The sequence below is a fragment of the Emcibacter nanhaiensis genome (assembly GCF_006385175.1).
Taxonomy (GTDB): domain Bacteria; phylum Pseudomonadota; class Alphaproteobacteria; order Sphingomonadales; family Emcibacteraceae; genus Emcibacter; species Emcibacter nanhaiensis.
In genome coordinates this window covers 166,837-190,701 of sequence record NZ_VFIY01000015.1, presented here as the reverse complement: position 1 = coordinate 190,701, position 23,865 = coordinate 166,837, and the positions used below count along the sequence as shown (strand labels likewise).

General features: G+C 59.4%; 24 protein-coding genes. 7 read left to right on the top strand and 17 right to left on the bottom strand.

Annotated features, from left to right (window positions below):
• Positions 1–7 precede the first annotated feature (7 nt).
• Genes FIV46_RS12825 through FIV46_RS12805 form a run of 5 tightly spaced genes read left to right on the top strand, consistent with a single transcriptional unit; the run spans position 8 to position 4,075 of the window.
• Positions 8–1,204: a thiolase family protein gene (locus tag FIV46_RS12825; protein ID WP_139941328.1), complete on the top strand. Its 1,197-nt coding sequence runs from the start codon at positions 8–10 to the stop codon at positions 1,202–1,204.
• Positions 1,201–1,542, top strand: coding sequence for a Zn-ribbon domain-containing OB-fold protein (locus tag FIV46_RS12820; RefSeq protein ID WP_139941327.1), 342 nt, complete (start codon positions 1,201–1,203; stop codon positions 1,540–1,542). Before FIV46_RS12825 ends, FIV46_RS12820 begins: the two co-directional genes overlap by 4 nt.
• Positions 1,535–2,263 (top strand): SDR family NAD(P)-dependent oxidoreductase, encoded by a 729-nt coding sequence (locus tag FIV46_RS12815; RefSeq protein WP_139941326.1) that lies wholly within the window; start codon positions 1,535–1,537, stop codon positions 2,261–2,263. Before FIV46_RS12820 ends, FIV46_RS12815 begins: the two co-directional genes overlap by 8 nt.
• Before the next feature lie 14 nt (positions 2,264–2,277).
• Positions 2,278–3,591: an aromatic ring-hydroxylating oxygenase subunit alpha gene (locus FIV46_RS12810; RefSeq protein ID WP_139941325.1), complete on the top strand. Its 1,314-nt coding sequence runs from the start codon at positions 2,278–2,280 to the stop codon at positions 3,589–3,591.
• A gap of 1 nt (position 3,592) precedes the next feature.
• Positions 3,593–4,075 carry an aromatic-ring-hydroxylating dioxygenase subunit beta gene (locus FIV46_RS12805; protein WP_219846114.1) on the top strand — a complete coding sequence of 161 codons (483 nt, stop codon included), beginning with the start codon at positions 3,593–3,595 and terminating at the stop codon, positions 4,073–4,075.
• Between the two features lie 32 nt (positions 4,076–4,107).
• Here the strand turns inward: FIV46_RS12805 and FIV46_RS12800 are convergent, their stop codons facing one another.
• Positions 4,108–4,662: a TMEM165/GDT1 family protein gene (locus tag FIV46_RS12800; protein ID WP_139941324.1), complete on the bottom strand. Its 555-nt coding sequence runs from the start codon at positions 4,660–4,662 to the stop codon at positions 4,108–4,110.
• Between the two features lie 10 nt (positions 4,663–4,672).
• Positions 4,673–4,945: a helix-hairpin-helix domain-containing protein gene (locus tag FIV46_RS12795; protein ID WP_139941323.1), complete on the bottom strand. Its 273-nt coding sequence runs from the start codon at positions 4,943–4,945 to the stop codon at positions 4,673–4,675.
• Positions 4,946–5,115: 170 nt separating this feature from the next.
• Here FIV46_RS12795 and FIV46_RS12790 point away from each other — a divergent pair, with 170 nt between their 5' ends.
• Positions 5,116–5,757, top strand: a complete 642-nt coding sequence (locus FIV46_RS12790; protein WP_139941322.1) for a PEP-CTERM sorting domain-containing protein — start codon at positions 5,116–5,118, stop codon at positions 5,755–5,757.
• Positions 5,758–5,819: 62 nt separating this feature from the next.
• Here FIV46_RS12790 and FIV46_RS12785 read toward each other — a convergent pair whose 3' ends face one another.
• The 9 genes from FIV46_RS12785 to FIV46_RS12745 all read right to left on the bottom strand — a co-directional run bounded on the left by FIV46_RS12785 (position 5,820) and on the right by FIV46_RS12745 (position 15,649).
• Positions 5,820–7,271: an oxidoreductase gene (locus FIV46_RS12785; RefSeq protein ID WP_139941321.1), complete on the bottom strand. Its 1,452-nt coding sequence runs from the start codon at positions 7,269–7,271 to the stop codon at positions 5,820–5,822.
• A 13-nt stretch (positions 7,272–7,284) separates the two neighbouring features.
• Positions 7,285–7,755, bottom strand: coding sequence for a MarR family winged helix-turn-helix transcriptional regulator (locus tag FIV46_RS12780; RefSeq protein WP_139941320.1), 471 nt, complete (start codon positions 7,753–7,755; stop codon positions 7,285–7,287).
• A gap of 16 nt (positions 7,756–7,771) precedes the next feature.
• Positions 7,772–9,304 (bottom strand): indolepyruvate oxidoreductase subunit beta family protein, encoded by a 1,533-nt coding sequence (locus FIV46_RS12775; protein WP_139941319.1) that lies wholly within the window; start codon positions 9,302–9,304, stop codon positions 7,772–7,774.
• 3 nt (positions 9,305–9,307) lie between these two features.
• The gene (locus FIV46_RS12770; protein WP_139941318.1) at positions 9,308–11,458 is read right to left on the bottom strand and encodes a ferredoxin family protein; all 2,151 of its coding nucleotides are present in this window, start codon (positions 11,456–11,458) and stop codon (positions 9,308–9,310) included.
• A 133-nt stretch (positions 11,459–11,591) separates the two neighbouring features.
• Positions 11,592–12,770 (bottom strand): acyl-CoA dehydrogenase, encoded by a 1,179-nt coding sequence (locus FIV46_RS12765; protein WP_139941317.1) that lies wholly within the window; start codon positions 12,768–12,770, stop codon positions 11,592–11,594.
• 14 nt (positions 12,771–12,784) lie between these two features.
• A complete protein-coding gene (locus tag FIV46_RS12760; protein WP_139941316.1) occupies positions 12,785–13,180 on the bottom strand; it encodes a RidA family protein in 396 nt (131 codons plus the stop codon).
• A gap of 11 nt (positions 13,181–13,191) precedes the next feature.
• Positions 13,192–14,367, bottom strand: coding sequence for an acyl-CoA dehydrogenase family protein (locus tag FIV46_RS12755; protein ID WP_139941315.1), 1,176 nt, complete (start codon positions 14,365–14,367; stop codon positions 13,192–13,194).
• A 2-nt stretch (positions 14,368–14,369) separates the two neighbouring features.
• The gene (locus tag FIV46_RS12750; protein ID WP_139941314.1) at positions 14,370–15,185 is read right to left on the bottom strand and encodes an enoyl-CoA hydratase family protein; all 816 of its coding nucleotides are present in this window, start codon (positions 15,183–15,185) and stop codon (positions 14,370–14,372) included.
• A complete protein-coding gene (locus FIV46_RS12745) occupies positions 15,182–15,649 on the bottom strand; it encodes a MarR family winged helix-turn-helix transcriptional regulator (protein ID WP_139941313.1) in 468 nt (155 codons plus the stop codon). The genes FIV46_RS12750 and FIV46_RS12745 overlap by 4 nt, the downstream gene beginning before the upstream one ends.
• Positions 15,650–15,902: 253 nt before the next feature.
• On the opposite strand from FIV46_RS12745, the gene FIV46_RS12740 reads away from it, so the two are divergent.
• Positions 15,903–16,691, top strand: coding sequence for a cyclase family protein (locus tag FIV46_RS12740; protein ID WP_181163231.1), 789 nt, complete (start codon positions 15,903–15,905; stop codon positions 16,689–16,691).
• A gap of 74 nt (positions 16,692–16,765) precedes the next feature.
• On the opposite strand, the gene FIV46_RS12735 is transcribed toward FIV46_RS12740, so the two are convergent.
• The 6 genes from FIV46_RS12735 to FIV46_RS12710 all read right to left on the bottom strand — a co-directional run bounded on the left by FIV46_RS12735 (position 16,766) and on the right by FIV46_RS12710 (position 23,814).
• Positions 16,766–18,640, bottom strand: coding sequence for a methyl-accepting chemotaxis protein (locus FIV46_RS12735; protein WP_219846113.1), 1,875 nt, complete (start codon positions 18,638–18,640; stop codon positions 16,766–16,768).
• Between the two features lie 161 nt (positions 18,641–18,801).
• The gene (locus FIV46_RS12730; RefSeq protein ID WP_139941312.1) at positions 18,802–19,533 is read right to left on the bottom strand and encodes a ZIP family metal transporter; all 732 of its coding nucleotides are present in this window, start codon (positions 19,531–19,533) and stop codon (positions 18,802–18,804) included.
• Entirely contained in the window at positions 19,533–20,102 is a 570-nt protein-coding gene (locus FIV46_RS12725; protein WP_139941311.1) for a hypothetical protein, read from the bottom strand. Before FIV46_RS12725 ends, FIV46_RS12730 begins: the two co-directional genes overlap by 1 nt.
• A gap of 28 nt (positions 20,103–20,130) precedes the next feature.
• Positions 20,131–20,514: a hypothetical protein gene (locus FIV46_RS12720; RefSeq protein ID WP_139941310.1), complete on the bottom strand. Its 384-nt coding sequence runs from the start codon at positions 20,512–20,514 to the stop codon at positions 20,131–20,133.
• 133 nt (positions 20,515–20,647) lie between these two features.
• Positions 20,648–22,660, bottom strand: coding sequence for an asparagine synthase (glutamine-hydrolyzing) (gene asnB, locus FIV46_RS12715; RefSeq protein WP_139941309.1), 2,013 nt, complete (start codon positions 22,658–22,660; stop codon positions 20,648–20,650).
• 62 nt (positions 22,661–22,722) lie between these two features.
• A complete protein-coding gene (locus tag FIV46_RS12710; RefSeq protein WP_139941308.1) occupies positions 22,723–23,814 on the bottom strand; it encodes an aspartate/ornithine carbamoyltransferase family protein in 1,092 nt (363 codons plus the stop codon).
• Positions 23,815–23,865 lie beyond the last annotated feature (51 nt).

Genomic DNA, 23,865 nt, shown 5'->3' with positions numbered 1-23,865 from the left:
GACGGATATGACCAGCAAACCGCGGAACATACCGGCCTCCTATGACAGCGTCGCCCTTGTGGTGCCGGTCACGGTGCCTTACAGCCGCTTCAGCGAGCATGGCGCGCAATGGTATGTGGGGCGGGCGCTGGCGGAACTGGTCAACAGCGCCGGGATCGAAAAGGCGGACATCGACGGTCTCGCCGTCTCCAGCTTTACCCTAGCCCCGGATAGCGTCATTACCCTGACCCAGTATTTCAGCCTGACCCCGCGCTGGATCGAACAGATCCCGCTCGGCGGCGCCTCCGGTGTGGTGGCGCTGCGCCGGGCCGCCCGGGCGGTGCAAAGCGGAGACGCGGAGGTGATCGCCTGCATCGGCGCCGACACCAACAAAAAAGAAGGCTTCAGGGAACTGGTGGAAAACTTCAGCACTTTTTCTGCCGCCGCGGCCTATCCCTACGGGGCGCCCGGTCCCAACGGCGCCTTCTCGCTGATCACCCAACACTATATGGACAAGTTTGGCGCCAGGCGCGAGGATTTCGCCCGTATCGCGCTGGCCCAGCGCCATAATGCGCAGGCCTATGAGCATGCCCTGATCAAAAAGCCGCTGAGCCTCGACGATTATCTTGACGCCCGGCCAATTGCCGGGCCGCTGCATATGTTCGACTGCGTCATGCCCTGTGCCGGGGCCGAGGCCTTTCTGGTCATGTCGGTGGATCGGGCGAAAAGCCTGAAGCTGCCGTATGTGGAAATCCGCGCCGCCGACGAACTGCACAACGCCTATAGCGACGAGGATGCCGTGCAATACCGCGCCGGCTGGAAGACGTTCGCCCCCGCCATGTATGAGCGCGCCGGAGTGGGGCCAAAAGATATGGACCTCTTGTATACCTATGACGACTATCCGGTCATCTCCATGATGCAGATGGAGGACTTGGGATTCTGCGCCAAGGGCAAGGCCGCCGAATTCACCCGGGTCAACCCGCTGACCTGGGACGGCGGCGGGCTGGTGCATAACAGTTCCGGCGGTCAGCTGTCCTGCGGCCAGGCCGGCTCCGCCGCCGGCTACATGGGCGTGGTCGAGGCGCTGCGCCAACTGACCGGCAGCGCCCTCGGCCAACAGGTCGCGAACGCGCGACGCGCCACTGTCAGCGGTTATGGCATGATCAACTACGACCGCGGGCTGTGCGCCACCGCCGCCGTGCTGGAAACGGGAGGCGTCCAATGACCATCAAGCTTCCCGTCTGCACCAGTTGCGGCAAGACCCAGTATCCGGTCCGCGAAATCTGCGGCGAATGCCTGTCCGACCAGCTGGAATGGCTGGAGATCCGGGCCGAAGGCGAACTGCTCGCCAGCGTACCGCTCTATCACAGCCTCGAGGAATTCTTTCAGGAGCGCCTGCCCTGGCCGATCGGCTCGGTCCGGCTCGAGGACGGCACCGTCATGATGGTCAACCTCGGCGAGGAACATACGCAACCCGGCACGGAAGTCAGCCTTTCGGCCGAACAGGATTACAAGGGCCGCACTGTTTACTGGGCCCACAGGAAGGAAGAAACAAATGAGTGAACGTCCCGCAGCCGTTGTCACCGGCGGCAGCGCCGGCATCGGCGCCGCCATCTGCCGCCACCTGCTCGACGCCGGCTATGATGTCGTCAGCCTGGCCCGTGGCAAGCCCGACTATAGCCACGACAATCTCAGCTTCCGCGAAGTGGACCTGGCCGACCCGGACGCCACCCGCGAAGTGGCCGAAGAACTGGCCAAAGACTATCAGGTCACGTCACTGGTCAATAACGCCGGCGTGATCCGCCCGTCGCTGATCGAGGAGGTGAAGCTGGAGGACCTGGACTATCTCACCAACCTGCATCTCGGCGCCGCCATTACCCTGACCCAGGCCTTCCTGCCGGCCATGAAGGACGCCGGCTTCGGCCGCATCGTCAATATGTCGTCCCGGGCCGTGGTCGGCCTGCCGACCCGCACCAGCTATGCCGGCACCAAAGCCGCCATCATCAGCATGACCCGCACCTGGGCCATGGAGCTCGGCAGGCACGGCATCACCGTGAACGCCATCGCCCCCGGCCCGATCGTGACCGACATGTTCACCGACGTGATGGCGGAAGACAGCGACCAGGCGCGCGCCCTGGCCGCCAGCATTCCGGTGCAGCGCCTCGGCAATGTGGATGACATCGCCGACGCCACCCTGTTTTTCCTGAAACCCTCGAGCGGCTTTATCACCGGCCAGACCCTGTTTGTCTGCGGCGGCAGCAGCCTCGGCTCGATTTCGCTTTAAAGGGAGAAAAGACCATGTATACCACAGACTCTATCCGCCAGCTCGTGGAGCCCAGCCGCGTCCATCGCAGCGTCTATACCGATCCGGAACTGTTTGATCTGGAAATGGAGCGGATTTTCGGCCGCGCCTGGATCTATATGGGCCACGAGACCCAGATCCCCGAGTCCGGCGACTTCCTGACCGTCAATATCGGCAAACGGCCGGTCATTGTTGCCCGCGACGGCAAGGGCCAGATCCATGTCATGCACAACCAGTGCACCCACCGCGGCGCCAAGCTGGAAGGCAAACCCTGCGGCAAGGCCCGCATTTTCCGCTGCTGTTACCACGGCTGGACCTTCAAGACCGACGGCACCCTGATGGGCGTGCCCGACAAGAAGGGCTATGACGGCACCGAGTTCGATATCCACGACCCGAAAATGAGCCTCAGGCAGGTGCGCACCGAAAGCTACCGCGGCTTTATCTTCGCCACCCTCGACAGCAACATGGTCGACCTGGAAACTTTCCTCGGCGACGCCAAGACCTCGATCGACAATATGATCGAGCGCTCCCCGGAAGGCGAACTGGAGATCGCCGGCGGTGTGCTGCGCTATCGCCATAACTGCAACTGGAAATTCTTTGTCGATAACCTGAACGACACCATGCATCCGATGGTGACCCACAAGTCGGTCGGCGACGCCTGCAACGCCTATATCAGGGAGCTGCCGAACCCGGACGAATATTCCCGCGAGGCGGATATTATTTCGCCATTCGGCTCCTCCTATGAATTCTTCGACAAGATGGGCGTCTCGGTCGGTCCCTACGGCCACGGCTTCACCGGCGGCAAGATGAGTATCCACAGCGAATATCGCGACATTCCCGGCTATATGGAAGCCATGTACAAGGCTTACGGCGAGGAGAAAACCCACGACATCCTGTCCATCAACCGCCACAACACCATTTACTACCCGTCGCTGACCATCAAGGGCGCGATCCAGGCGATCCGCATCGTCCGCCCCATCTCCGTCAACGAGACCGAGATCGAGACCCTGACCTTCCGCCTCAAGGGCGCGCCGGACGAAATGCTGCAGCGGACCCTGCTCTACTCGCGCCTGATCAATGCCCCCTCCTCCATGGTCGGCAGCGACGACCTCGAAGCTTACGTGCGCCTGCAGGAAGGCCTGCAGTCCGGCGGCAGCGAATGGGTCGATATGCAGCGCTATCTCGGCCGCGAGGAACATCCCGACGGCCATATGACCCGGGCCATCGGCACCAGCGATATCGCGCTGCGCAACCAGTATCACGCCTGGCTCGACTATATGACCCATGAAGCCAGGAAGGAGGCCGCGTAACATGAGTAGCAAACCCGACATGCAGGAACTCGAAGCCTTCCTCTATCACGAGGCCGACCTGCTGGACAGCGTCGACCTCAAGGCCTGGATCGAGCTGTTCACCGAAGACGGCGACTACTGGATGCCGGTGACCCCGGACCAGGAGGACCCGCTCAACCATATCTCGATCTTCTATGACGACCGGGCGATGATGACCATCCGCTATCATAACCTGGACCATGCCCAGGCGCCGTCCAAGCAGTATCCGGTCAGAAGCTCCCACATCCTCGGCAACATCCGGGTGCTGGAGCATGACGAAGCGAGCGGCAACTGCACGGTGAAGTCAAACTTCCAGGCCGTGGTCTTCTACCGCACCCAGACCGTGTTTGCCGGCACCTGCACCCATACTTTGGTGAAGGATGGCGACAGCTACAAGATCAAGCGCAAACGGGTCGACCTGATCAACTGCGACGCCTCGCACAGCTCGATCATCAGTTATATTTAAGATAAGAAAAGCCCGGAAGTTCCGGGCTTTTCTTAGGACACAATCGTTACCACGCCCACTGCGGCAAACAGGAGCGCCGCCGCAATATGGGCGGCTTTCATCGGCAGGCGGCGCATCAGCGCTTCGCCGGCATAAACCACCGGCACATTGGCGATCAGCATGCCGAGCGTGGTGCCGATTGTCACGATCAGGACCGAGTCATATTGCGCCCCCAGCACCACCGTCGCGATCTGGGTCTTGTCGCCGATCTCAGCGAGGAAGAACAGCACGCTGGAGGCAATGAAGGCGCCATATTTGTCGAATTTACCGTCGCCGTCACCGTCCTTGTCCGGGATCAGCAACCACAGGGCCAGCAGGATGAAACTGCCGCCAACAATCCAGCGGCTCATATCCTCAGGGACATACTGCACCGCCCAGTTGCCCGCCCACGCGGAAATGCCGTGATTGACGAGCGTCGCCGCCAGGATGCCCATGATAATGGCCGGCTTGTTGCGGTAGCGGGTGGCGAGGAACAGGGACAAAAGCTGGGTCTTGTCACCGATCTCGGCCAGCGCAACGGTCAGGGTGGAGGTAAGAAGGGCATCCATGGGTTACACGTTACTTTCCGGCTTTGCGCCGTTTGCTCCAGGTCCACCAGTTTTTCTGTTCTTTCGGCAGGTTCGGGTCGCGGGCCTGGGCAATGGCGCACTGAAACACATCGAGGCAGCAGATATCATGGGGCTCGCCGGTCTCCAGGCATAATCGGTCATAGAGTTCCTGCCCGTTACAGGCCGCCAACTGCGCCACCGTGGTGACGCCGAGCAGCTGCAAATCCCTGACCGTCGCCGGGCCGACGGAGGCAAGGTCGATCAACCGGCGATTCTGTGCCATTTCAGGACTCTGTGTCGGCATGCTTTACACTCCACCATATAAGATTTTACGTATAAATGTTGTTTTCTGCGCCCTTCAGCTGTCTGGCACGGTCCTTGCTATCTTTTAGTCTAATATTTTAATATTTGCTGTCCCTGACCACCCGGGACGCCCAGTTTGGAGAATATAGTATGAAAAAAATGATTTCCAGCCTGATCCTGTCCGCAGGCCTCGCCTTTGCCGCCTCCTCCGCTTTTGCGGCGGCGATCTACACCGACCAGGCCAGCTTTGAAGCAACCCTGACCGACATCGTGATGGATGACTTCAACGACGACAACGCGGAATATGATTTCGTCAATAGCGCCGCCAACATGAAAGCCCTGTCCAGCGGCTCCATCGGCTACGAGAGCACAGGATGGAGCGCACCGGACTGGAACATTGTGGGTTCTGGTTACATGTGCTGGGGCTGTAACGGTTCCGGCATGATCCTGCTCGATGATACCAACATCACCGCCGCCAACGGCGTGTTCGGGGTTGGCTTTGATATCCGGTGGAATGGCGGCAGCCTGCCCTATGACGCCTTTGTTACTTACGGCGACGGCAGCACCGAAACCTTTGACCTGGGCAGTGGCGCCCGCTTCTTCGGTCTGACCTCGCTGGACCTGATTTCTTCTGTTCACTTCACCCAGGAAAGTGGTGAACCGACCATTGATGGAAGTTTTGGCCTCTACAGCGTCACCATCGGGAATGCCGCCGAGGTGCCGGAACCGGCGCCGCTGGCCCTGCTCGGCCTGGGGCTGGTCGGCTTTGGCCTGGCCCGGTGCAAGCGCTAAGCCGAACACAACAGACTAAATGAAGAAGGCGGCCACTGAGCCGCCTTTTTTAATGACCTCTCCTAACGCTTCCACAGCGGGGCGGTCAGCCGCCGCTTGCCGTCTTGGGTCAAGTGGACCCCCGGCTCATCAAGCGCCTCCCGGTCCCAGAGCTGGCAGGTCACCACCTTGTGCTTCTGGTCGAGGCCCTCGCAGTAATTGGTATATTTGCAGACATTGACCGCCGCACCCGCGCCGGTTTTAACTTTCAAAAACCAGTCCGGGTCGGCCATGGCCTGGCGGGCGAGCCCGACCACATCGGCCTTGTCGGCCTGGAGGATATCCTCCGCCTGATGGAAACCGTGAATGCCGCCCGCCACCACCATCGGGGTGTCCAGTCCGGCATCCTTCAGCACCTTGCGGATATGGGCCACCGGCTCCACATTGCGGCCATACGGGCCCTGCTCGTCGGAGATAAACTGCGGCATACATTCATAGCCGCTGGGCCCGGTATAGGGATAGATCGCTTCGCCCACCTTCGGCGGCAGTGCGTCTTCGAACTTGCCGCCGCGGGAAAAAGACAGGAAATCCATCCCGGCTTCGGCAAATTTCTGCGCATAGAAAGCCGTGTCCTCCAGAGTGCTGCCGCCGTCGATACAGTCTTCCGACAGCATGCGGCAGCCGAGCACATAGTCGTCACCCACCGCCTCGCGGCAGGCGGCGTAAACTTCCAGCGGCAGACGCACCCGGGCCTCGGGCGTGCCGCCGTAACCGTCGTCGCGGGTGTTGAGCCGGGACAGGAACGACGCCATGGTATAGGCATGGGCGTAATGCAGCTCCACCCCGTCGAAGCCCGCTTCTTTCGCCCGGCGCGCGGCGTCGGCAAACAGGCCGGGCAGCACCTCGGGCAGGTCGCGGATATGGGGAGGTTCGGTATCGGTGACCCGCTCCCGGTGACCGCGTTCCAAGTCCTCTTGCTCCCGCGGACTGAGGATCTTATGAAGCGCCTCATCATCCAGCACCCTCAACGCCTCGCGCACCACCTCCTCGGGCCAGTCTTCGGCGCCCAGCGCCTTGCGATGCGCGGCGGTGATCCTGAGGAAACGGCCGAGGAACTTGTCCCGGTCGGGACGGCGGCGGATGGACAGGAAATCGATGATCTGGATATAGAGTTTGCTCTCGCCGCCGCTGGCGCGTTTCACCGCCTCGACGATACGCTTGAGGCCATCGATATAGCGGTCATGACCGATCCGCAGCAGCGGGCCGGACGGCACGTCGCGGATACCGGTAGCTTCCACCACGATAGCCCCGGGCCGTCCCATGGCGAAGCGTTCATACCATTCCACCACCGCATCGGTGACTTCGCCGTCCTCGGTGGCGCGCCAGGGCACCATGGCCGGAATCCAGGTCCGCTGCGCGAGCTCCAGGTTGCCGTGCTTCAGCGGCGAAAACAGCCGCGAGTGGGCGGCTTCCTCTTTGCTGGGCCAGGCGCCGGGTTGGGGCGGACATTTGATCTTCTGAGGGGGTTTCCACATGATGAGAACTCTTTTACTTGGGCGTATGCGGGCCGCGGTTGAGATTCTCCCGCATATGCTTGAGGACTTTCATGAACTGGTCGAGATCCGCTTCCGACAGTCCTTCAACCGCAGATTTATAGACACTGGCATTGACCGACAGCGCCACCTCCAGCGCCTCACGACCCTTGTCAGTAATGAAGACCTGGATATTGCGCTTGTCCTGTTCCCAGGCCTTGCGGGTGACCAGACCGTCCCGCTCCATCCGCTCCAGCATGCGGGTCAGGGTCGACATCTTGATCACCCCCTTGCGGGCCAGTTCGTTGACCATGCTCGGGTTCTGATCGCCGAGCAGACCGAGCACCCGCCACTGGGTCTGGTCCATGCCTACCGCTTTGAGCGCCTTGGCCATCTCGGCGGTATAGGTCGCCGAGGTCCGGTTCAGGTTATAAAGCGGGGAGTCATCGAGATTGAAATCCTTGTCCCCGGGGGCCTTGATGGTCATGCTCTCTCCCGCTGTTTCAGGCCGCCGCCCGGGTTGACGTCACTTCGTCAAGGGCCGCCGCCAGGGCCACTCCCTCCTCATCCTTGAGCGCGGCCGCTTTCAGCTTTTTCAGTTTTTCCGTGGCGTCGGCGTCATTTTTGAAGTCCGCATAGGCCGCCATGATCTTCGCCACATTGCCAAGGCCCCGCTCGTGGGTGCCGCTATAACCCTTGATCAGCCGTTGCAGGCCGGCCACTTCGCAACCCAGCTCATAGTCGATCCGGGCGGCGTCCTTGACCTGTTCCAACCACTCCTCGATGCGGGTGGTTTCCTTTTTGAACCGCAGACTGCCGCGGCGCATGCCCTTGAAGCTGCGCAGCATATAGAACAGCAGGAAACCCGGCAGACGGGTGGTGGTGATGCGCCGACCCTTGCCGAGGAACCTGTCAAACACGGCGCGCCAGGCTTTGCTGCCCAACAGGTAGCCGCCGAGCCCGGCCGGCAGGATGTCACACATTTCCTCGAGCCGCGGATGCAGATATTCGGACACATGGACGATCTGTCCCTCATCCGCCTTGACGTCATCGCGGAACCGGTCGAAGCGGGAGGCGCGGACCTTGAGGTCGGCAACCCGGATGGTATCGTCATAGGCCATGGCCAGCGCCAGGTAGCGGGCCATCGCCTTGGTCAGGCCCCAGCTCCGTTTCTCGCCACCCAGCTCCCGGTCCAGATCGGCAATTTTCTGCAGGCGATCGAGATAGAGGTCGGCATAGGCCGGATCCTGATAATCGACCAGCTTCTTCAGCCCTTCGGTGATCAGGAACTGGGCATGGCCGGGGAAATCCTGTTTCATACGTTGCAACAGCGGCGCCACCGCCGGCGACGGCTGGCCGGACGGATTGGCGATTTCCGCCTTTTCCGCTTCCGGCAACTGGCCTTGGGCCCGCTCGAAGCCGAGGGCAAAGCCGCGCAGGTTGGACTCGACCGCTTTCTTGGTGTCTTCGATGGTCTGCTCGAACGCGCTGCGTTCAAACGGCAGGGCATTGGAACCGGCCAGCGCGCCGAACAGCACCGAGCTGATTACCGCACCGACGGAGCGGGCGGCATCATCCATATTGAAACAGATAAACTTGCCGGCGCTCTGTTCGGACAGGCGGCGCACATTGTCGAGCTCGCGGCGACCGTCGCCCATTTCCTGTTTTTCGACAATGGCATAGTCGCGGTGATCGGACGCCAGCAGGGTGGTCTTGTCGGTGACAAAGCCGCGTACCAGCGAACGGCCCGCTTCCATCATCTCGGAGGCGATGACGATATCCACATCGCCCGGGATCGGGGTCAGGGCCAGCACCGGTTTCTTGCCGGCCTGTTCCGCCAGATGGGCCGGGAACAGCTCGATATAATAGATGGTGGCGCCGGTGCGCTGGGCGACGCCGGGCACGGAGGTATATTGCGCCATATAGCCCTGGCTTTCCGCCAGGTCGAGGATCCATTTGGACAGCACGCCACCGCCCTGGCCGCCCATGGCGATGATGGCGATGTTGATGGGCCGGTCTTGTGAAAGCTGGGTCATGTCTTATCCCTCCCCGAAGCTGTATTTGGCGCGTTTCTTGTCGATCCGGCGCTGCAGGAAGCCGATCACGCTGTTCCTGATCCCGGAGGTGAAGCGGTCCCAGCCGTTGGGATTATAGAGCAGTTCGGCCCGGAAGAAGGACGGACACAGCACCGCCGCATGGGTCACTTCACCGCACACGCCGCAACCGACGCAGTCATTGTTGACCCAAGCGACCGGGTCCTCGCGCAGCGGATCCGGATTGTCGCGGATGGTCAGGGACGGACAACCGGACAGGCGGATACAGGCATGGTCGCCGGTACAGGTGTCGGGGTCTACACCAAAACGTGCCCGCACAATCCGTTTGCCGTCCCTGATGGCTTTGTTGCGCTGGGGTTTCTCCCGGCGCTGCCGGTTCAGCATACATTCGCTCTCGGCAATAATAACCTTCGGGCCCTTTTCCGGGGTAGTCATGGCTTCGCGGAGCACCTTGACCATTTCACTGATGCGATAGGTTTCCACCGTGCGCTGCCACTTGATACCGAGCCCGGCGATGGCCTTGCTGATGGGATTGTTGGTGCTTTTCGACTTGTTGAGCGCCCGCGACGACAGGATATCCTGGCCACCGGTCGCCGCGCTATAGCCGTTGTCGACAATCACCAGCAGGTTGTCATTCTTGTTGAACACCGCATTACCGACGCCGCTGGTCAGGCCGTTGTGCCAGAAACCGCCATCGCCCATGATCGAGATGGTGCGCTTGTCGGATGCGGTGTTGAAGGCCGAGGCCCCGGACCAGCCAAGACCATAGCCCATGGTGGTGTTACCGATGTTGAACGGCGGCAGGATCGAAAACAGGTGACAGCCGATATCGCAGCTGACATGGATGTTGCCCAGTTCCCGCTGCAGCAGTTTCATGGCCGTAAACACCGGACGTTCCGGACAGCCGGTGCAGAAACCGACCGGCCGCGCCGGCACTGTTTCCGCCAGCGAGGCATGGTCTTCCTGGCTCAGCGCCACCGGCAGGGCCGGGCTTTTGGAGACCACGTCCGGGCTGTTCTTGTCATAGAATTTACGCACGCCGTCCAGGATCACCTGGCCGGTATATTCTCCGGCCAGCGGCAGCACGTCCTTACCGTGCACCTTGGTCTGCAGGTCCTTGCGGCGCAGGATGGTGTTGATATTCTGCTCCAGATATTCGGGCTGGCCCTCTTCCACCACCAGGACCGCTTTCTTGTCGACACAGAAACCGGCCACCTCGTCATCGATCAGCGGATAGGTGACGTTGAGGCAGTAAATGGGGATATCGGTATTGCCGTAATGGTCGGCGAGACCCAAGAGCGCCAGCGCCCGCATCAGGGTGTTATACATGCCGCCCTGGACGATAATGCCGCAGTCGCCACTGTGGCCGCCGAGAAATTCGTTGAGCTTGTTGTCCTTGATGAACTTGACCGCCGACGGCCAGCGATGATTTACCTTTTCATGCTCGTGCACAAAGTTGCTGGGCGGCAGCACCACACGGCCATAATCCCGGGTCGGATTTTCCATGGCTTCGCGCAGGGTGAAATCCGGACGCCGGTTTTCCTTGGCGATAAAGCTGCCGTGCACATGACAGGCGCGGATGCGCAGCTCCAGCATCACCGGCGTGTTGGAGGCTTCGGACAGCTCGAAGCCCTTCTCCACCATGTCGACAATGGACTGCAGGTTGGGACGGGGGTCCAGCAGCCAGAGCTGCGACTTCATGGCAAAGGCGTGGGAACGTTCCTGCATGATGGAGGAGCCTTCGCCATAGTCCTCGCCGATGATGATCAGGGTGCCGCCCATGACGCCACTGGACGAGACACTGGCCAGGGCGTCGGAGGCCACATTGGTGCCGACGGTGGATTTCCAGGTCACGGCCCCGCGCAGCGGATAGTTGACCGACGCCGCCAGCATGGCGGCCGCCGAGGCTTCGGAGGCGCTGGCTTCAAAATGAATATCCAGTTCTTCGAGGATTTCCTCGGCATCCGCCAGCACGTCCATCAGATGGGAGATGGGCGCGCCCTGGTAGCCGCCCACATAGGAGACCCCCGACTGCAGCAGCGCCTTGGTCACCGCCAGGATGCCTTCACCGCGGAATTCCTCCCCGGCAGCGACCTTGAGGTCCTGAACTTCTTTTGCAAATGATCTTTCAGCCATAATCCACCCGTCTTTTGATTGTGGGGAGCCGTCCCCCCAAAAAATCAGGAAGGGCGGAGGACGACTGCCATTGTCAAAGCCTAGGATATATTAGTTGAAAAATCAAATGATTTTTAGATTAATATATCCACTCTTATGAAAAAGCCTGCAGGCCCGTGATGGCCCGGCCCAGGATCAGGGCATGCACGTCATGGGTGCCTTCATAAGTGTTGACCGCTTCCAGGTTCATCACATGACGAATCACATGGAATTCGTCGGCGATTCCGTTACCGCCGTGCATGTCACGGGCGGTGCGGGCGATCTCCAGTGCCTTGCCGCAGTTGTTGCGCTTGATCAGGGAAATCGCCGGAACACCCAGCTTGCCTGCATCCATCAGGCGCCCCGCCTGCAATGCCGCATGAAGACCGAGGGCGATTTCAGTCTGCATGTCGGCCAGTTTCTTCTGCACCAGCTGGGTGGCGGCCAGTGGGCGCTCGAACTGGATCCGGTCCAGGGTATACTGGCGCGCGGCATGCCAGCAGAATTCAGCCGCGCCCATGGCGCCCCAGGCAATGCCGAAGCGCGCCTTGTTGAGGCAACTGAACGGCCCTTTCAGGCCTCTGACTTCCGGGAACTTATTCTCTTCCGGCACGAATACCTCGTCCATCACAATCTCGCCGGTGATGGAAGCGCGCAGCGAGAATTTACCCTCGATTTTCGGCGCGCTGAGGCCTTCCATGCCCTTTTCCAGGATGAAGCCGCGAATATCGCCTTCATCATCCTTGGCCCAGACCACGAACACATCGGCGATCGGGCTGTTGGTGATCCACATTTTGGCACCGCTGAGGCTGTAACCGCCGTCCACCTTGCGGGCGCGGGTTTTCATACCGGCCGGGTCGGAGCCGGCGTTGGGCTCGGTCAGGCCGAAACAGCCGACATATTCACCGGTCGCCAGTTTGGGCAGGAATTTCTGTTTCTGTTCCTCGGAGCCGAATTCATTGATCGGATGCATGACGAGGGAGCTTTGCACGGACATGGCGGACCGGTAGCCGCTGTCCACCCGCTCCACTTCGCGGGCAACCAGGCCGTAAGTCACATAGTTGGTGCCGGCGCAGCCATAGCCGTCAATGGTACAGCCCAGGAGGCCAAGCTCGCCAAGCTCATTCATGATTTCCCGATGGAAAATCTCGTGCCGGTTGGCTTCCAACACCCGCGGCATCAGCTTGTCCTGGCAATAGGACCGGGCGCTGTCCATGATCATGCGCTCTTCTTCGGTGAGTGCATCTTCGAGTCCAAGGGGGTCTTCCCAGTTAAATGAAGGTAGTGATGACATTTCTATTTCTCGCTCTAGTCAGGAATAACTGCTGTTGTTTCAATTTCGATCTTGGCGGCGTCCTCGATCAGGGCCGCAACCTGTACACAGGCCATGCAGGGAAATACCCGGCCCATCACATCGCGCCAGGCTGCCCCGATTTCAGACAGATTGGCCAGATACTCGGCCTTGTCGGTGATATACCAGGTCATGCGCACGATATGCTCGGGCTCGGCGCCGGCTTCCGCCAGCACCGCCTTGGTGCTTTCCAGAATCTGGCGGAACTGCCCAACCAGGTCCTCATGCTCGAATTTTTCCTCTTCGTTCCAGCCGACAAGACCGGCGGTAAACACCATGCGCCCTGTCGCCATAATGCCGTTTGAGTAGCCCTTGGGACGGGGCCAGCCTTCCGGCAGTAAAATTTCTCTCATAATAACATTTCCTACTTCATGTTGTCCTGCAGATGCTGCCGGGCAATGACAATTTTCTGCACCTCAGAGGCGCCTTCATAAATACGCAGCGCCCGGATTTCGCGATAAAGCTCTTCCACCTTAACGCCCTTTGTCACGCCAAGGCCGCCGAACAGCTGCACCGCCTTATCGATGACAAGCTGGGCCTGATCGGTGGCATAGAGTTTAGCCATGGCCGCTTCACGGGTGACGCGGGTTTTCTTCACATCCTTGACCCAGGCGGAACGGTAGACCAGCAGCGCCGAGGCATCCACGTCGAGCGCCATTTCCGCCAGCCGCTCCTGGGCGATCGGCAGGTCGGACAGGGTGGCGCCGAACATCTGGCGGTTCACCGCCCTTTCCGTCGCCTCATCCAGCGCCCGGCGGGCAAACCCCAGCGCCGCGGCGCCGACCGTGGTACGGAAAATATCCAGGGTGCCAAGGGCGATTTTCATGCCTTCGTCATCGTTGCCGATCTGCCGATCGGCCGCGATCTTGCACTCATCAAAGCTGAGGGTGCCGAGCGGATGGGGGGCAATGACATCGATGCGGTCGGCAATGCTGAAACCGTCACAGTCCTTATCCACGACCACGGCGCTGAGCTTCTTGCCGTCCTTGCCGTTGCGGGCGAACAGGGTATAGAAATCGGCAATGCCGCCGTTGGAAATCCAGGTCTTGCTGCCGTTGGCGACAAAACCGTCGCCGGCGCGTTCCAGCCAGGTCTGCATCGCCGCCACATCAGAACCCGCATCGGTTTCCGACAGGGCGAAAGCGGCGATTTTTTTTCCGGACGCTACATCGGGCAGGTAGGCCTGCTTCAGCTCATGGGAGCCGAAGGTGCTGATGGCGCCGGAGCCCAGCCCCTGCATGGCAAAGGCAAAATCGGCCAGCCCCGAATGGCGGCCAAGGGTTTCCCGGATCAACGCCAGCGAGCGCACGTCAAGATTTTCATGCACCCCGCCGTAGGCTTTGGGCACCGCATAGCGCAGCCAGCCGGCATCGCCCATCACTTTAACCAAAGTACGACAGGTGTCGTCCACATTGTCATGGGCCCCTTCCGCATCGACAATGGCCGGCAGGTTGGCATGGCACCAGGCATCCAGATCCCGCGCCAGGGCGCGGTGATGGTCTTCAAAAAAGGGCCAGTCGAGATAGCTTGTGTCAGACATCGTCAGTTCCCTTCGAACACCGGCTTTTCCTTGGCGATAAAGGCATGATAGGCGCGGGCGAAATCCTCGGTCTGCATACAGATAGCCTGGGCCTGGGCTTCCGCTTCGATGGCCGTATCCAGGCTCATGTCCCATTCCATGTTGAGCTGGTTCTTGGTGATGCCGTTGGCGAAGGTGGGCCCGCTGGCCAGCCGCTTCGCCATTTTCATGGCTTCCGCCTCGAGCTCTTCCTCGGCCACCACTTTGTTGAAGTAGCCCCAGCGTTCGCCTTCCTCGGCGCCAAGCGCCCGGCCGGTGAACAGCAGTTCGCTGGCCCGGCCCTGACCGATAAGGCGCGGCAGGATGGCGCAGGCGCCCATGTCGCAGCCGGCGAGGCCGACCCGGTTGAACAGGAAGGCGGTCTGGGCGTCCGGGGTAGCATAGCGGAAGTCGGAGGCCATGGCGATGATCGCTCCGGCGCCGGCACTGATGCCGTTGACGGCAGCGATAATCGGCTGCGGGCAACCGCGCATGGCTTTGACCAGGTCCCCGGTCATGCGAGTAAATTTCAACAGGCCGATCATATCCATTTTGATCAGCGGACCGATGATGTCATGCACATTGCCGCCGGAACAGAAATTGCCTTCGGTACTGCCGAACACGATCGCCTTCACTTCGTCGATATAGACCAGCTCGCGGAAGAAATCCCGGAGCTCCGCATAGGACTCGAAGGTCAGCGGGTTTTTCTGCGACGGCACATTGAGGGCGACGCGGCCGACTCCCTCCTCAAACTGCCAGAGGAAATGTTCGGGTTTATAGGTTTTGGGGTCCAGGCTCATGCCACATCCTTTTCCTTGTTTGATGCAAACGGCGGCAGCTGGCTCAGCAGATCCTGCAGGGCCGTGAGGTCTGCTTCCGATAATTCCTTGAACGTCTCCCCGATCCATTTCCGGTGCTCGGCCGCCATTTTCCGGAACAGGGCCTCGCCTTCATCGGACAGGGAATAGATCACCACCCGGGCGTCATTGGCATCATTGCGCTTGAGTACCAGGCCTTCCTGGATCAGCTTGCCGATCACCTGCGTGGTGTTGCCTTCACTGACAAACAGCTGACGGGACAGCTCCCCGGCGCGCAGCCCGTTGCGGTTGCCGCGCTGAAGGGCGGACAGGATATCAAAACGCGAAATGGAGATGCCAAACTGCGTGCGCAGTTTCGAATCAATATCCTTCTTGATGGTGTTGGACGCCCTGAGCAGTGCGAGCCAGGTGCGCAGGGTTTTCATATCCCTATCCAGTTCAGTCATACCGGGGTATCCCAAAGTTAGCAGGTGTGTTACAGATAAAAGGCCACTTGATAATTATCCAGCCAACCCGTACAATCATGACATATATTTTAGTGTTAAAATAAAAATTGTCAAATCCAATTATTGGCGATATTATTGCTATATAACGAAGCTATATGATTTTGACGCTGATTACTTTATAAATAAAATAAATGGCAAATTAAATTTCCTGCCGCCCCGGGCGGCGCATACAAACCTAGGATGGGAATGAAACATGACTGACAGCAATGTAAATGCTCTTCTGATGGACGCCCTGGCCTCCGGCTCAGTTGAAGTGGTTGACCTCACCGAAACCCTGCGCCCTGAATATCCGACAATCCAGCTGCCGGAAGAATTCGGCCAGGCCTGGGGGTTCAAAAAGGAAGTGATCTCCCGCTATGATGAGAACGGCCCGGCCTGGTACTGGCACAACCTGTCCTTCAGCGAACATACCGGCACCCATTTCGACGCGCCGATTCACTGGGTCACCGGCAAGGACCTGCCCAACAATAGTGTCGACACCATGCCGCTCAAGGATTTCATCGCCCCGGTATGTGTGATTGACTGTTCAAAGGAAGTGGCCGCCGATCCGGGCTTTATCCTGACCAAGGAGTTCCTGCTCAAGTGGGAGGAAGAGAATGGCAAGATCGAAGCCGGCAGCTGGGTGTTCCTGCGCTCCGACTGGCGCAAAGTGGCCCCGGCCGGCAACTATACCAACATGCAGGAAGACGGCGCCCATTCGCCGGGACCGGACACCGAAGCCACCCTGTTCATGGTCAATGACCGCGACGTGCTTGGTTTCGGCACCGAATGCGTCGGCACCGACGCCGGCCAGGCCTTTGCCTTCGAGCCCCAGTATCCCTGTCACCATTATATGCACGGCGCCGGCAAATACGGCCTGCAGTGCATGACCAACCTGGACCTGCTGCCGGCCAAGGGCGCCCTCATCATCGCCGCCCCGCTGAAAGTGGAGGACGGTTCCGGCAGCCCGCTGCGCGTCATCGCCCTGGTGCCGAAGAAATAAAGAAACACACGCCCGATCCACAAAAAAACGCCCCGATCCGTCGGGGCGTTTTGCTTTTCCAGTCCGGTCTGTCGTCAGGCCTGCAGGCTGCGATAGAGATCGATGCCTTCCTGGGCATAACGGTTGGACACATCGATATCGCCGGACAGGTCCGTCAGGTTCTTGTTCACATCGGCAACCGCCGTCGCCGCCGTCTGCATGTTGGAGGAAATATCCCGGGTTGCCGCACCCTGTTCCTCAATAGCGTCGGCAATGCCGTTCACATTGCCCTGCAGTTCGCCGATTGCCGAACTGATGGAACCCAGCCGGTTGACCACTTCACCGGACACATTCTGCATTCGGTTGATTTCTCCGGAAATCTGCCCGATGGCATCCGTCACCTGATTGGCCAGGTTTTTCACTTCACCGGCCACCACGGCGAAGCCCTTGCCGGCCTCGCCCGCCCGGGCGGACTCAATGGTCGCATTGAGTGCCAGCAGGTTGATCTGGGAGGCAATATCCTCGATCAGCACCACGATCCGATTCATGGCTTCGGCCGCATCGCTCAGTTCCATGGTGGAACTGTTGATGGACTCTGTTTCGGTAAAAGTCTGGTCCGCCGCCTTGCGGGCATGGGCCACGCTGTCGGTAATTTCGTGAATTGAGGCATTCAACTCCTCGGCCGCCGCGGCAACCACCTGGAGCATTTGGTCCGTCTGGGTGGAGGCACTGGCCGCCGACCCGGCCTTGGCATTGGCCTCGCTGACCGTTTTCAGGATCTTGTCCAGATTTTCATCAACGATAGCGCCGACCCGCTCCCGCTCCTGCCGGGCTTTGACCATCTCGGTCACATCCGAGGCAAATTTGACAACCTTGAAAGGACGACCCTCGGGATCAAGAACTGGATTATAGGTCGCCTGCAGCCAGATGTCCCGATTACCTTTGCCGATACGTTTATATTCATCGGCCTGAAATATCCCGTTGCCAAGGTTTTCCCAGAATTTCCTGTAATCCGCACTGGTTTTGAATTCTTCGTCTACAAACATGCTGTGATGCTTGCCCTGGATTTCGTCCAAGCGATACCCAGCGGCCTTCAGGAAATTCTCGTTGGCCGTCAGAATAGTGCCATCCAGCTCAAATTCAATGACAGCCTGCGCCTTGTTGAGGGCGTCGATCTTGCCCGCGTAATCGGCATTGCGCATTTTTTGTTCTGTAATGTCATTGGCAAATTTCACCACCCGGACAGGAACGCCGTCGTCATCCATTATGGGATTATAGGTGGCCTGCAGCCAGATTTCCCGGCCCCCGTTGCCGACCCGCTTGTATTCAGCATTCTTATATTGGCCGGCCCTGAGGTCATTCCAAAGCTGCTGATAGTCAGTGCTGTTTTGTTCCTTTTCGTCAACAAACATGCTGTGCTTTTTACCGCGGATTTCCTCCAGGCTGTAGCCAATAGTATTCAGGAAATTCTCGTTGGCAGTAATAATCGTACCGTCCAGTTCAAACTCGATAATGGCCTGGGCCCGGTCAAGCGCCTTGAGCTTGCCGGCCGCATCGATATTGCCGTTCTGCAGTTCGGTAATATCCGTGGCATATTTTACCACTTTGGTCACCCGTCCGGCGGAATTCTCTACCGGCACATAGGTTGCCCGCAGCCAAAGCTCTTTTCCATGCTTGCCGACACGCCTGAAGATAGCGGACTGATGTTCTCCCTGACGCAGTTCCTGCCAGAACTGCTTGTAGTCTACGCTGTCCCGGTAAGCTGGTTGTACAAACATGCTGTGGTGCTGCCCGGTGATTTCGGAAAGACTGTACCCCGCCGAGTTCAGGAACAGTTCGTTGGCGTCCAGGATAGTCCCGTCCGGTTCAAATTCGATGATGGCCTGTGATTTTGATAACGCTTTCAGCGTATCCCCTGCCTGCTCGTCACGCACGGCGTTGCGTGCGCTCTTCACGATTTTACTAAGCACAACCGACTCCCGCTTTTTTACAAATTACTATTCATTGCGTCTTGATTATTATTTGCAGCGGATTGTCGAGCAAAAGGGTAAAATTATTATTAATTAATTGATATATAAGAATATTCATGTAGCCTATGCACGGTGGCATATAATGAAAAACAAGATTGTTGTTATCCTGCGCTCAATACTATGACAATCGCCACCAGTATGCCGGCCGCCATTGTGATAAAGCTGTACCGACCGGGCTGGGCCTCCACCCGCGGCAACAAATGGCTTGCGCCCACATAAATCAGCGCCCCGGCGGATAATGCCAGGCAATTCCCCAGCAGGACATCATCAATGCGGCTGATAAAGGGATAGGACGCCAGCATCCCCAACGGTGTCGTAATGGCCGCGGCAACAAAAGCCCAGGCGAACGCACGCCGGGGCTCAAACTCACTCTTGCGCAGCAATACATAAGTGACAATCCCCTCCGGAAATTCATGCAGGATCATGCCGATGGCGGCCAGTGTTCCGGTGAAGACACTGACTGTGAAGGTCACGCTGTAGACCATCCCGTCAATAAAGGAATGCAGGCCGATCCCCAGCATCGGGATCAGGCCAATGCCGTAGCGGGCCCGCTCCGGCCGGTCGCAGACATAGGCGGTAATAAAGCGGTTGCAGAGATGCAGGAACAGGAAACCCGCCAGCAGATAGACTGGCGCCATTTCGGTCATGCTGACTGCCCGCGGAATCAGATGCAGAAAGGACACCGAAATCAGTACGCCGGCAGCAAAGGAGGAGAAATAGATGCTGTTGCGGTTGGCCCAGTCCTCAAAACGCCGGATAACCAGCAAACCGGTCGTCGTCACACCGGCCGCCAGCATGGCAGCGATAAAAGGGTGCCAGAAAGAAACGTTCATTATCCGGCGAGGGGGATCTTGTGCATATGTACGTCATGGGCGGAATGCCGCCCCATAATTTCCCGGGCTTTTTCCGCCAGTTCCGGCGTCCTCAGGTTCACCCACAACAAAAAACCGCCATGATCGAGATGCTCCTGGATCTCGTCGGCATAATTTTTTGCCACCAGCCCGGCCAGTATCGAGCCGATGGCCGCCCCGACTGCGCCCGCTGCCGCCGCGGCAAAGATCGCCGCCAGGATGGTTCCACCGGACGCCACGGTGATCGCCGTTGCCGAGGTTGCCGCAATATAGAGCGGCGTGCCCAGCAGCGCGCCCTCGGCATCGCCAATATTTTCCAGAGGCACAAATACCTTCCGCGGCGCTTCCGGGTCATCTTCGGCTTCCTCCACCCGCTGGTAAATATGCCCCAGCTTTTCCTCGATGGCCTTGTCCCCCGCCAGAACACTCAGCTCCTGCTGCATGAACCCATGCTCCTGCAGATCGTCTATGGCGGCCTGCAGGCTCCTGACATCATTAAAAACGCCGACGGCTTCGAGGATGGTTTTACCTTGTTGTTCAGACCCGGTCATTTTGCGATCCTTTCCGGTGAAGAGATTACTATTCAGCTTTTTGTTTGAGGTGGGAGAGTGTCTTCATGACGTCTTCAAGCTTGCCTGCGGTCTCATACAGTTTTTGCGGTTCCGGTTCACCGGCAGGCGCGGTTGTCGGGCTTTCGTCTTCCAGATCCATATATTCCCTGCCGGCCAGTTCGACCCAGTTCTTCATATGCTCCACCAGTTCCGGCCCCTTGCCCTCCAGCAGCCGTTCGGCGCTGGCACTGCCGGCATAGGCGCTTTCCGCCCAGGACAGCAGCCTGACAAGTTCCGACCTGACAGACGCCTGTTCAAGCTGGGGCCTGTTCTCCGACAAAATGCCATAGAGCTCCGCCAGGAGCTGCTCGAGTTCCTGCATCATTTCTTGATTGAATCTGGTAGTCGCCATATGCCGCACCCCCTGAGCCAATGTACATGACAAACAAAACAGGATTAATTTAACAGATCATCCCTGTGGTTGTCCATGCGCATAGTTCGGAAGCTGGTCCTCACCGGCGCAACAACCCGGCGTCCTCAGCAGGTCACACCACCCAGCCCAGGTCCTGCGCCCGTTTAGCGGCCAGGGCGGGGATATCGGCGGCAATCATATTCCGGTGCAGGATCTGCACCCCCAGCATATGGTTGATCATGGCGTCCAGCTGCACCAGGCGGGCCCGCGGCGTCGTGTCTTCCTGGGCTTCGGTGATCAGGCGCTGCACCCCGGACGGGTCCAGCACACCGGCCTCCAGCACCGCCTTCTCGCTCAGGAAGTCGGCGGCGAGCTCCATCATGGCCGACCATTTATCCTTGTTGACGGTGGCGGGCGGCGCCATGAAAGCGAACTTTTCCCGCTCATAGAGAGTCTTGGGCAGCAGGCCCTTCATGGCTTCTTTAAGGACGTATTTCTCGCGCCGGCCTTTGATCCGGTGCAGCGGTGGAATCCGGGTAGCCGATTCGGCCAGGTGATGATCCAGGAAGGCCGGACGCGCTTCCATGCTGTTGGCCATGTCGACGCGGTCGCCGCCCCAGGTCAGGATCTGGCCTTCCAGCATGGTTTTGGACCAGACATATTGCGCCCGGTCCAGCGGATGGCGGCCGTCCAGCATGTTGCGGTCCAGCCGTTCGGCAATGGCCTGGCCCGGTTTATAGCCGGCCAGGTTCTCGCGCCGGTCGGCGTTGAGCACGGTCCGGGCGGTCTCCTCACAACTGAGCCACGGCTGCAGGCAGGCCGGTGTAAACCCGACCCGATCAGTCAGGTAAAGATCATTGTGCTCCTCGGCGGCCAGCATGGCGCCCTTGAACAGGGCGTTGCTCTCGCCGAGCATGGCTTCCCATTTTTTCCGTTCTGACTCATTAAGGTCATCAAGGCCGTGCATAAACAGGTCCTGGCGGAAGGAGGGATAACCGGCAAACAGTTCGTCGGAGCCCTCGCCGGTCACCACCACCTTGTAGCCCACATCGCGCACATGCCGGCTCATCAGATACTTGGCCACCGCCAGCGTGTTGTAAATGGTCCGTTCCGTATGCCAGATGGTCTTTTCAAAATGACCGTAAAGATGGCTGCCGTCGAGCCGCAGGATGTCCTGGTCGGCGCCGGTGGCCCGGGCCATTTCCCGGGCGATCGGCGTCTCGTCATAATCCGTATCGGTAAAGCCGATGGTGAAGGCCTTGACCGGATCCTGGCGCATGGCGGCAGACAGGCCAATAATGGAACAGCTGTCCACCCCGCCGGACAGGTAACAGCCCACCGGCACGTCCGCCTCGAGACGCAGGCGCACTGCTTCGGTCAGGCCCTCGCGGACGGTCTCGATGCTTTGTTCCTCACTCTTGTCACCGGCATGATAACCGGCTTCCGGAAATTCGAAGTCCCAATAGGGGCGATCCTCCACGACACAGCTGCTGCCCTGCCGCCGGAAGGTAACCACATGGCCGGGCTTGACCTGGTGAATGCCGTCATAGGCCGTCGTCCCCGGCACCATCACCTGCATCAATTGGTGCAGAACGCCTTCGTTATTGAAACTGCGCGACACCTCGGGATGGGCCATCACCACCTTGACCTCCGAGCCGAACACAACCCCGTCATCGCTGGCATGGTAGTAAAGCGGCTTGATGCCGAACCGGTCCCGCACCAGATGCAGGGCGTCTTCCCGGACATCATACAGGGCGAAGGCGAATTCGCCGCGCAGCCGCCGCAAGGTTTCCTCCAGCCCGAAACGCGGATAAAGATGCAGGATGATTTCGCTGTCGCTCTTGGTGGCGAACCGCGCTCCGCGGCTGGTCAGATCGGTACGGATGCGCTGGTAGTCGTAAAATTCACCGTTATGGGCCAGCAGCAATGTGTCGTCCGCGTTGCGAAAGGGCTGGCGCGCCCGGTTTTCATTCAGGTCGATGATGCTGAGACGGGCATGGGAAAAGCCCGCGCCCCGGCCGTCCATAACTTCCACCCCGAAGCCGTCCGGGCCGCGATGGTACTGGATAGCCGCCATATTGGCCAGAATCTGGGGGTCAACGGGACGTTGCTTGTCGAGATAAAATACTCCGGCGATGCCGCACATGATAAATTCTGCTCTCTCGGTTTCAGGTTAAATCAGATATCTGTTTGGGTGCTGGAACGTGATCAGAGCACATCCATCACCATTTCGGTCCGCTGCACCATGCAGGTCAGCAACGCCATGCGCATGAAAACGGCGCCCCGGGCCTGGGCGAAGTACCAGTTATGGGGCGTATCATCGAGCGAAGTGCAGAGCTCGTCGCCCCGCGCCAGCGGATGCAGGATGATCGCGGACGGTTTGAGCGGGGACTTGCTGTTCAGCTTCAGGTTATTGCCCATGACCTCGAAGTCATCCTTCACCCAGGCAATGGCGTTGATATAGACCACATCCAGCTCGGGCAGTTCCGCCGCCAGGTCGGTGCTTTCGCGCAGCTTGAGACCATCCTTCATCAACCTTTCCCGCTGCTGCGGGCTGTAAAGTTCCTTGTCCTGCCCGTCATGGATCACCACCACCTCGTCGATCATGCCGGGGAAGCGGGACAGCAGTTTCAGCAGGCTGCGCACCGTGCGCATGCGCCGGGGCACGCCGATGATGCCGATTTTGATCCGGTCTTCCGGCTTCTCCTCCAGCAGGGCGGGGCGCCATTTCAGGATGGTGTACAGATCGGACATGGCCTGGGTCGGATGCTCGTCGGTGCCGTTACCGGCATTGATGATCGGGATGCGCAGGCTGCGCATCATCTGCATCACGGAATCCTCGTTGCTGTCCCTGAGCACCACGCAGTCGCCGTAGTTGTTGAACATCTCGGCCACGTCGGACAGGCTTTCCCCCTTGGCGATCCCGGTCGTGGTACGGTCGGTGATGGACATGATATCGCCGCCAAGGCGATGCCAGGCACTCTCGAAACTGAGCCTTGTCCGCGTCGACGGTTCGTAAAAAGCGCTGATCAGCAGCTTGCCGGACAGCGGCTTGATCGGGGTCAGGAACCGGTCCGGGTTGGCTTCATATTTTGCCGCCAGCCGGAACAGCTGCAATAACTGGTCGCGGTCAAACTGGGCGGCGGACGCCACATGACGGTTGGCCAGGGCCTGAAGATGCTCATGTTCTTCGGTAATGGCCCGGAGCAAATCCCTCGGATGAGCGTCGCCATAAATATCCGGGCGTTCCCGATCGAAAGCGGCCGCCCCTTCGGTGATGGCCTTTTCTGCATTTACCATAAGGACTTCTCCCGTATATCACGTAGAACCAGATAGACAAGAACGACCGGA

What these genes read in the sequence shown, in the direction of transcription:
- FIV46_RS12825 (WP_139941328.1), top strand. Translation starts at nt 8, where the DNA reads ATGACCAGCAAACCGCGGAACATACCGGCCTCCTATGACAGCGTCGCC.
- FIV46_RS12820 (WP_139941327.1), top strand. Translation starts at nt 1,201, where the DNA reads ATGACCATCAAGCTTCCCGTCTGCACCAGTTGCGGCAAGACCCAGTAT.
- FIV46_RS12815 (WP_139941326.1), top strand. Translation starts at nt 1,535, where the DNA reads ATGAGTGAACGTCCCGCAGCCGTTGTCACCGGCGGCAGCGCCGGCATC.
- FIV46_RS12810 (WP_139941325.1), top strand. Translation starts at nt 2,278, where the DNA reads ATGTATACCACAGACTCTATCCGCCAGCTCGTGGAGCCCAGCCGCGTC.
- FIV46_RS12805 (WP_219846114.1), top strand. Translation starts at nt 3,593, where the DNA reads ATGAGTAGCAAACCCGACATGCAGGAACTCGAAGCCTTCCTCTATCAC.
- FIV46_RS12800 (WP_139941324.1), bottom strand. Translation starts at nt 4,662, where the DNA reads ATGGATGCCCTTCTTACCTCCACCCTGACCGTTGCGCTGGCCGAGATC.
- FIV46_RS12795 (WP_139941323.1), bottom strand. Translation starts at nt 4,945, where the DNA reads ATGGCACAGAATCGCCGGTTGATCGACCTTGCCTCCGTCGGCCCGGCG.
- FIV46_RS12790 (WP_139941322.1), top strand. Translation starts at nt 5,116, where the DNA reads ATGAAAAAAATGATTTCCAGCCTGATCCTGTCCGCAGGCCTCGCCTTT.
- FIV46_RS12785 (WP_139941321.1), bottom strand. Translation starts at nt 7,271, where the DNA reads ATGTGGAAACCCCCTCAGAAGATCAAATGTCCGCCCCAACCCGGCGCC.
- FIV46_RS12780 (WP_139941320.1), bottom strand. Translation starts at nt 7,755, where the DNA reads ATGACCATCAAGGCCCCCGGGGACAAGGATTTCAATCTCGATGACTCC.
- FIV46_RS12775 (WP_139941319.1), bottom strand. Translation starts at nt 9,304, where the DNA reads ATGACCCAGCTTTCACAAGACCGGCCCATCAACATCGCCATCATCGCC.
- FIV46_RS12770 (WP_139941318.1), bottom strand. Translation starts at nt 11,458, where the DNA reads ATGGCTGAAAGATCATTTGCAAAAGAAGTTCAGGACCTCAAGGTCGCT.
- FIV46_RS12765 (WP_139941317.1), bottom strand. Translation starts at nt 12,770, where the DNA reads ATGTCATCACTACCTTCATTTAACTGGGAAGACCCCCTTGGACTCGAA.
- FIV46_RS12760 (WP_139941316.1), bottom strand. Translation starts at nt 13,180, where the DNA reads ATGAGAGAAATTTTACTGCCGGAAGGCTGGCCCCGTCCCAAGGGCTAC.
- FIV46_RS12755 (WP_139941315.1), bottom strand. Translation starts at nt 14,367, where the DNA reads ATGTCTGACACAAGCTATCTCGACTGGCCCTTTTTTGAAGACCATCAC.
- FIV46_RS12750 (WP_139941314.1), bottom strand. Translation starts at nt 15,185, where the DNA reads ATGAGCCTGGACCCCAAAACCTATAAACCCGAACATTTCCTCTGGCAG.
- FIV46_RS12745 (WP_139941313.1), bottom strand. Translation starts at nt 15,649, where the DNA reads ATGACTGAACTGGATAGGGATATGAAAACCCTGCGCACCTGGCTCGCA.
- FIV46_RS12740 (WP_181163231.1), top strand. Translation starts at nt 15,903, where the DNA reads ATGACTGACAGCAATGTAAATGCTCTTCTGATGGACGCCCTGGCCTCC.
- FIV46_RS12730 (WP_139941312.1), bottom strand. Translation starts at nt 19,533, where the DNA reads ATGAACGTTTCTTTCTGGCACCCTTTTATCGCTGCCATGCTGGCGGCC.
- FIV46_RS12725 (WP_139941311.1), bottom strand. Translation starts at nt 20,102, where the DNA reads ATGACCGGGTCTGAACAACAAGGTAAAACCATCCTCGAAGCCGTCGGC.
- FIV46_RS12720 (WP_139941310.1), bottom strand. Translation starts at nt 20,514, where the DNA reads ATGGCGACTACCAGATTCAATCAAGAAATGATGCAGGAACTCGAGCAG.
- asnB (WP_139941309.1), bottom strand. Translation starts at nt 22,660, where the DNA reads ATGTGCGGCATCGCCGGAGTATTTTATCTCGACAAGCAACGTCCCGTT.
- FIV46_RS12710 (WP_139941308.1), bottom strand. Translation starts at nt 23,814, where the DNA reads ATGGTAAATGCAGAAAAGGCCATCACCGAAGGGGCGGCCGCTTTCGAT.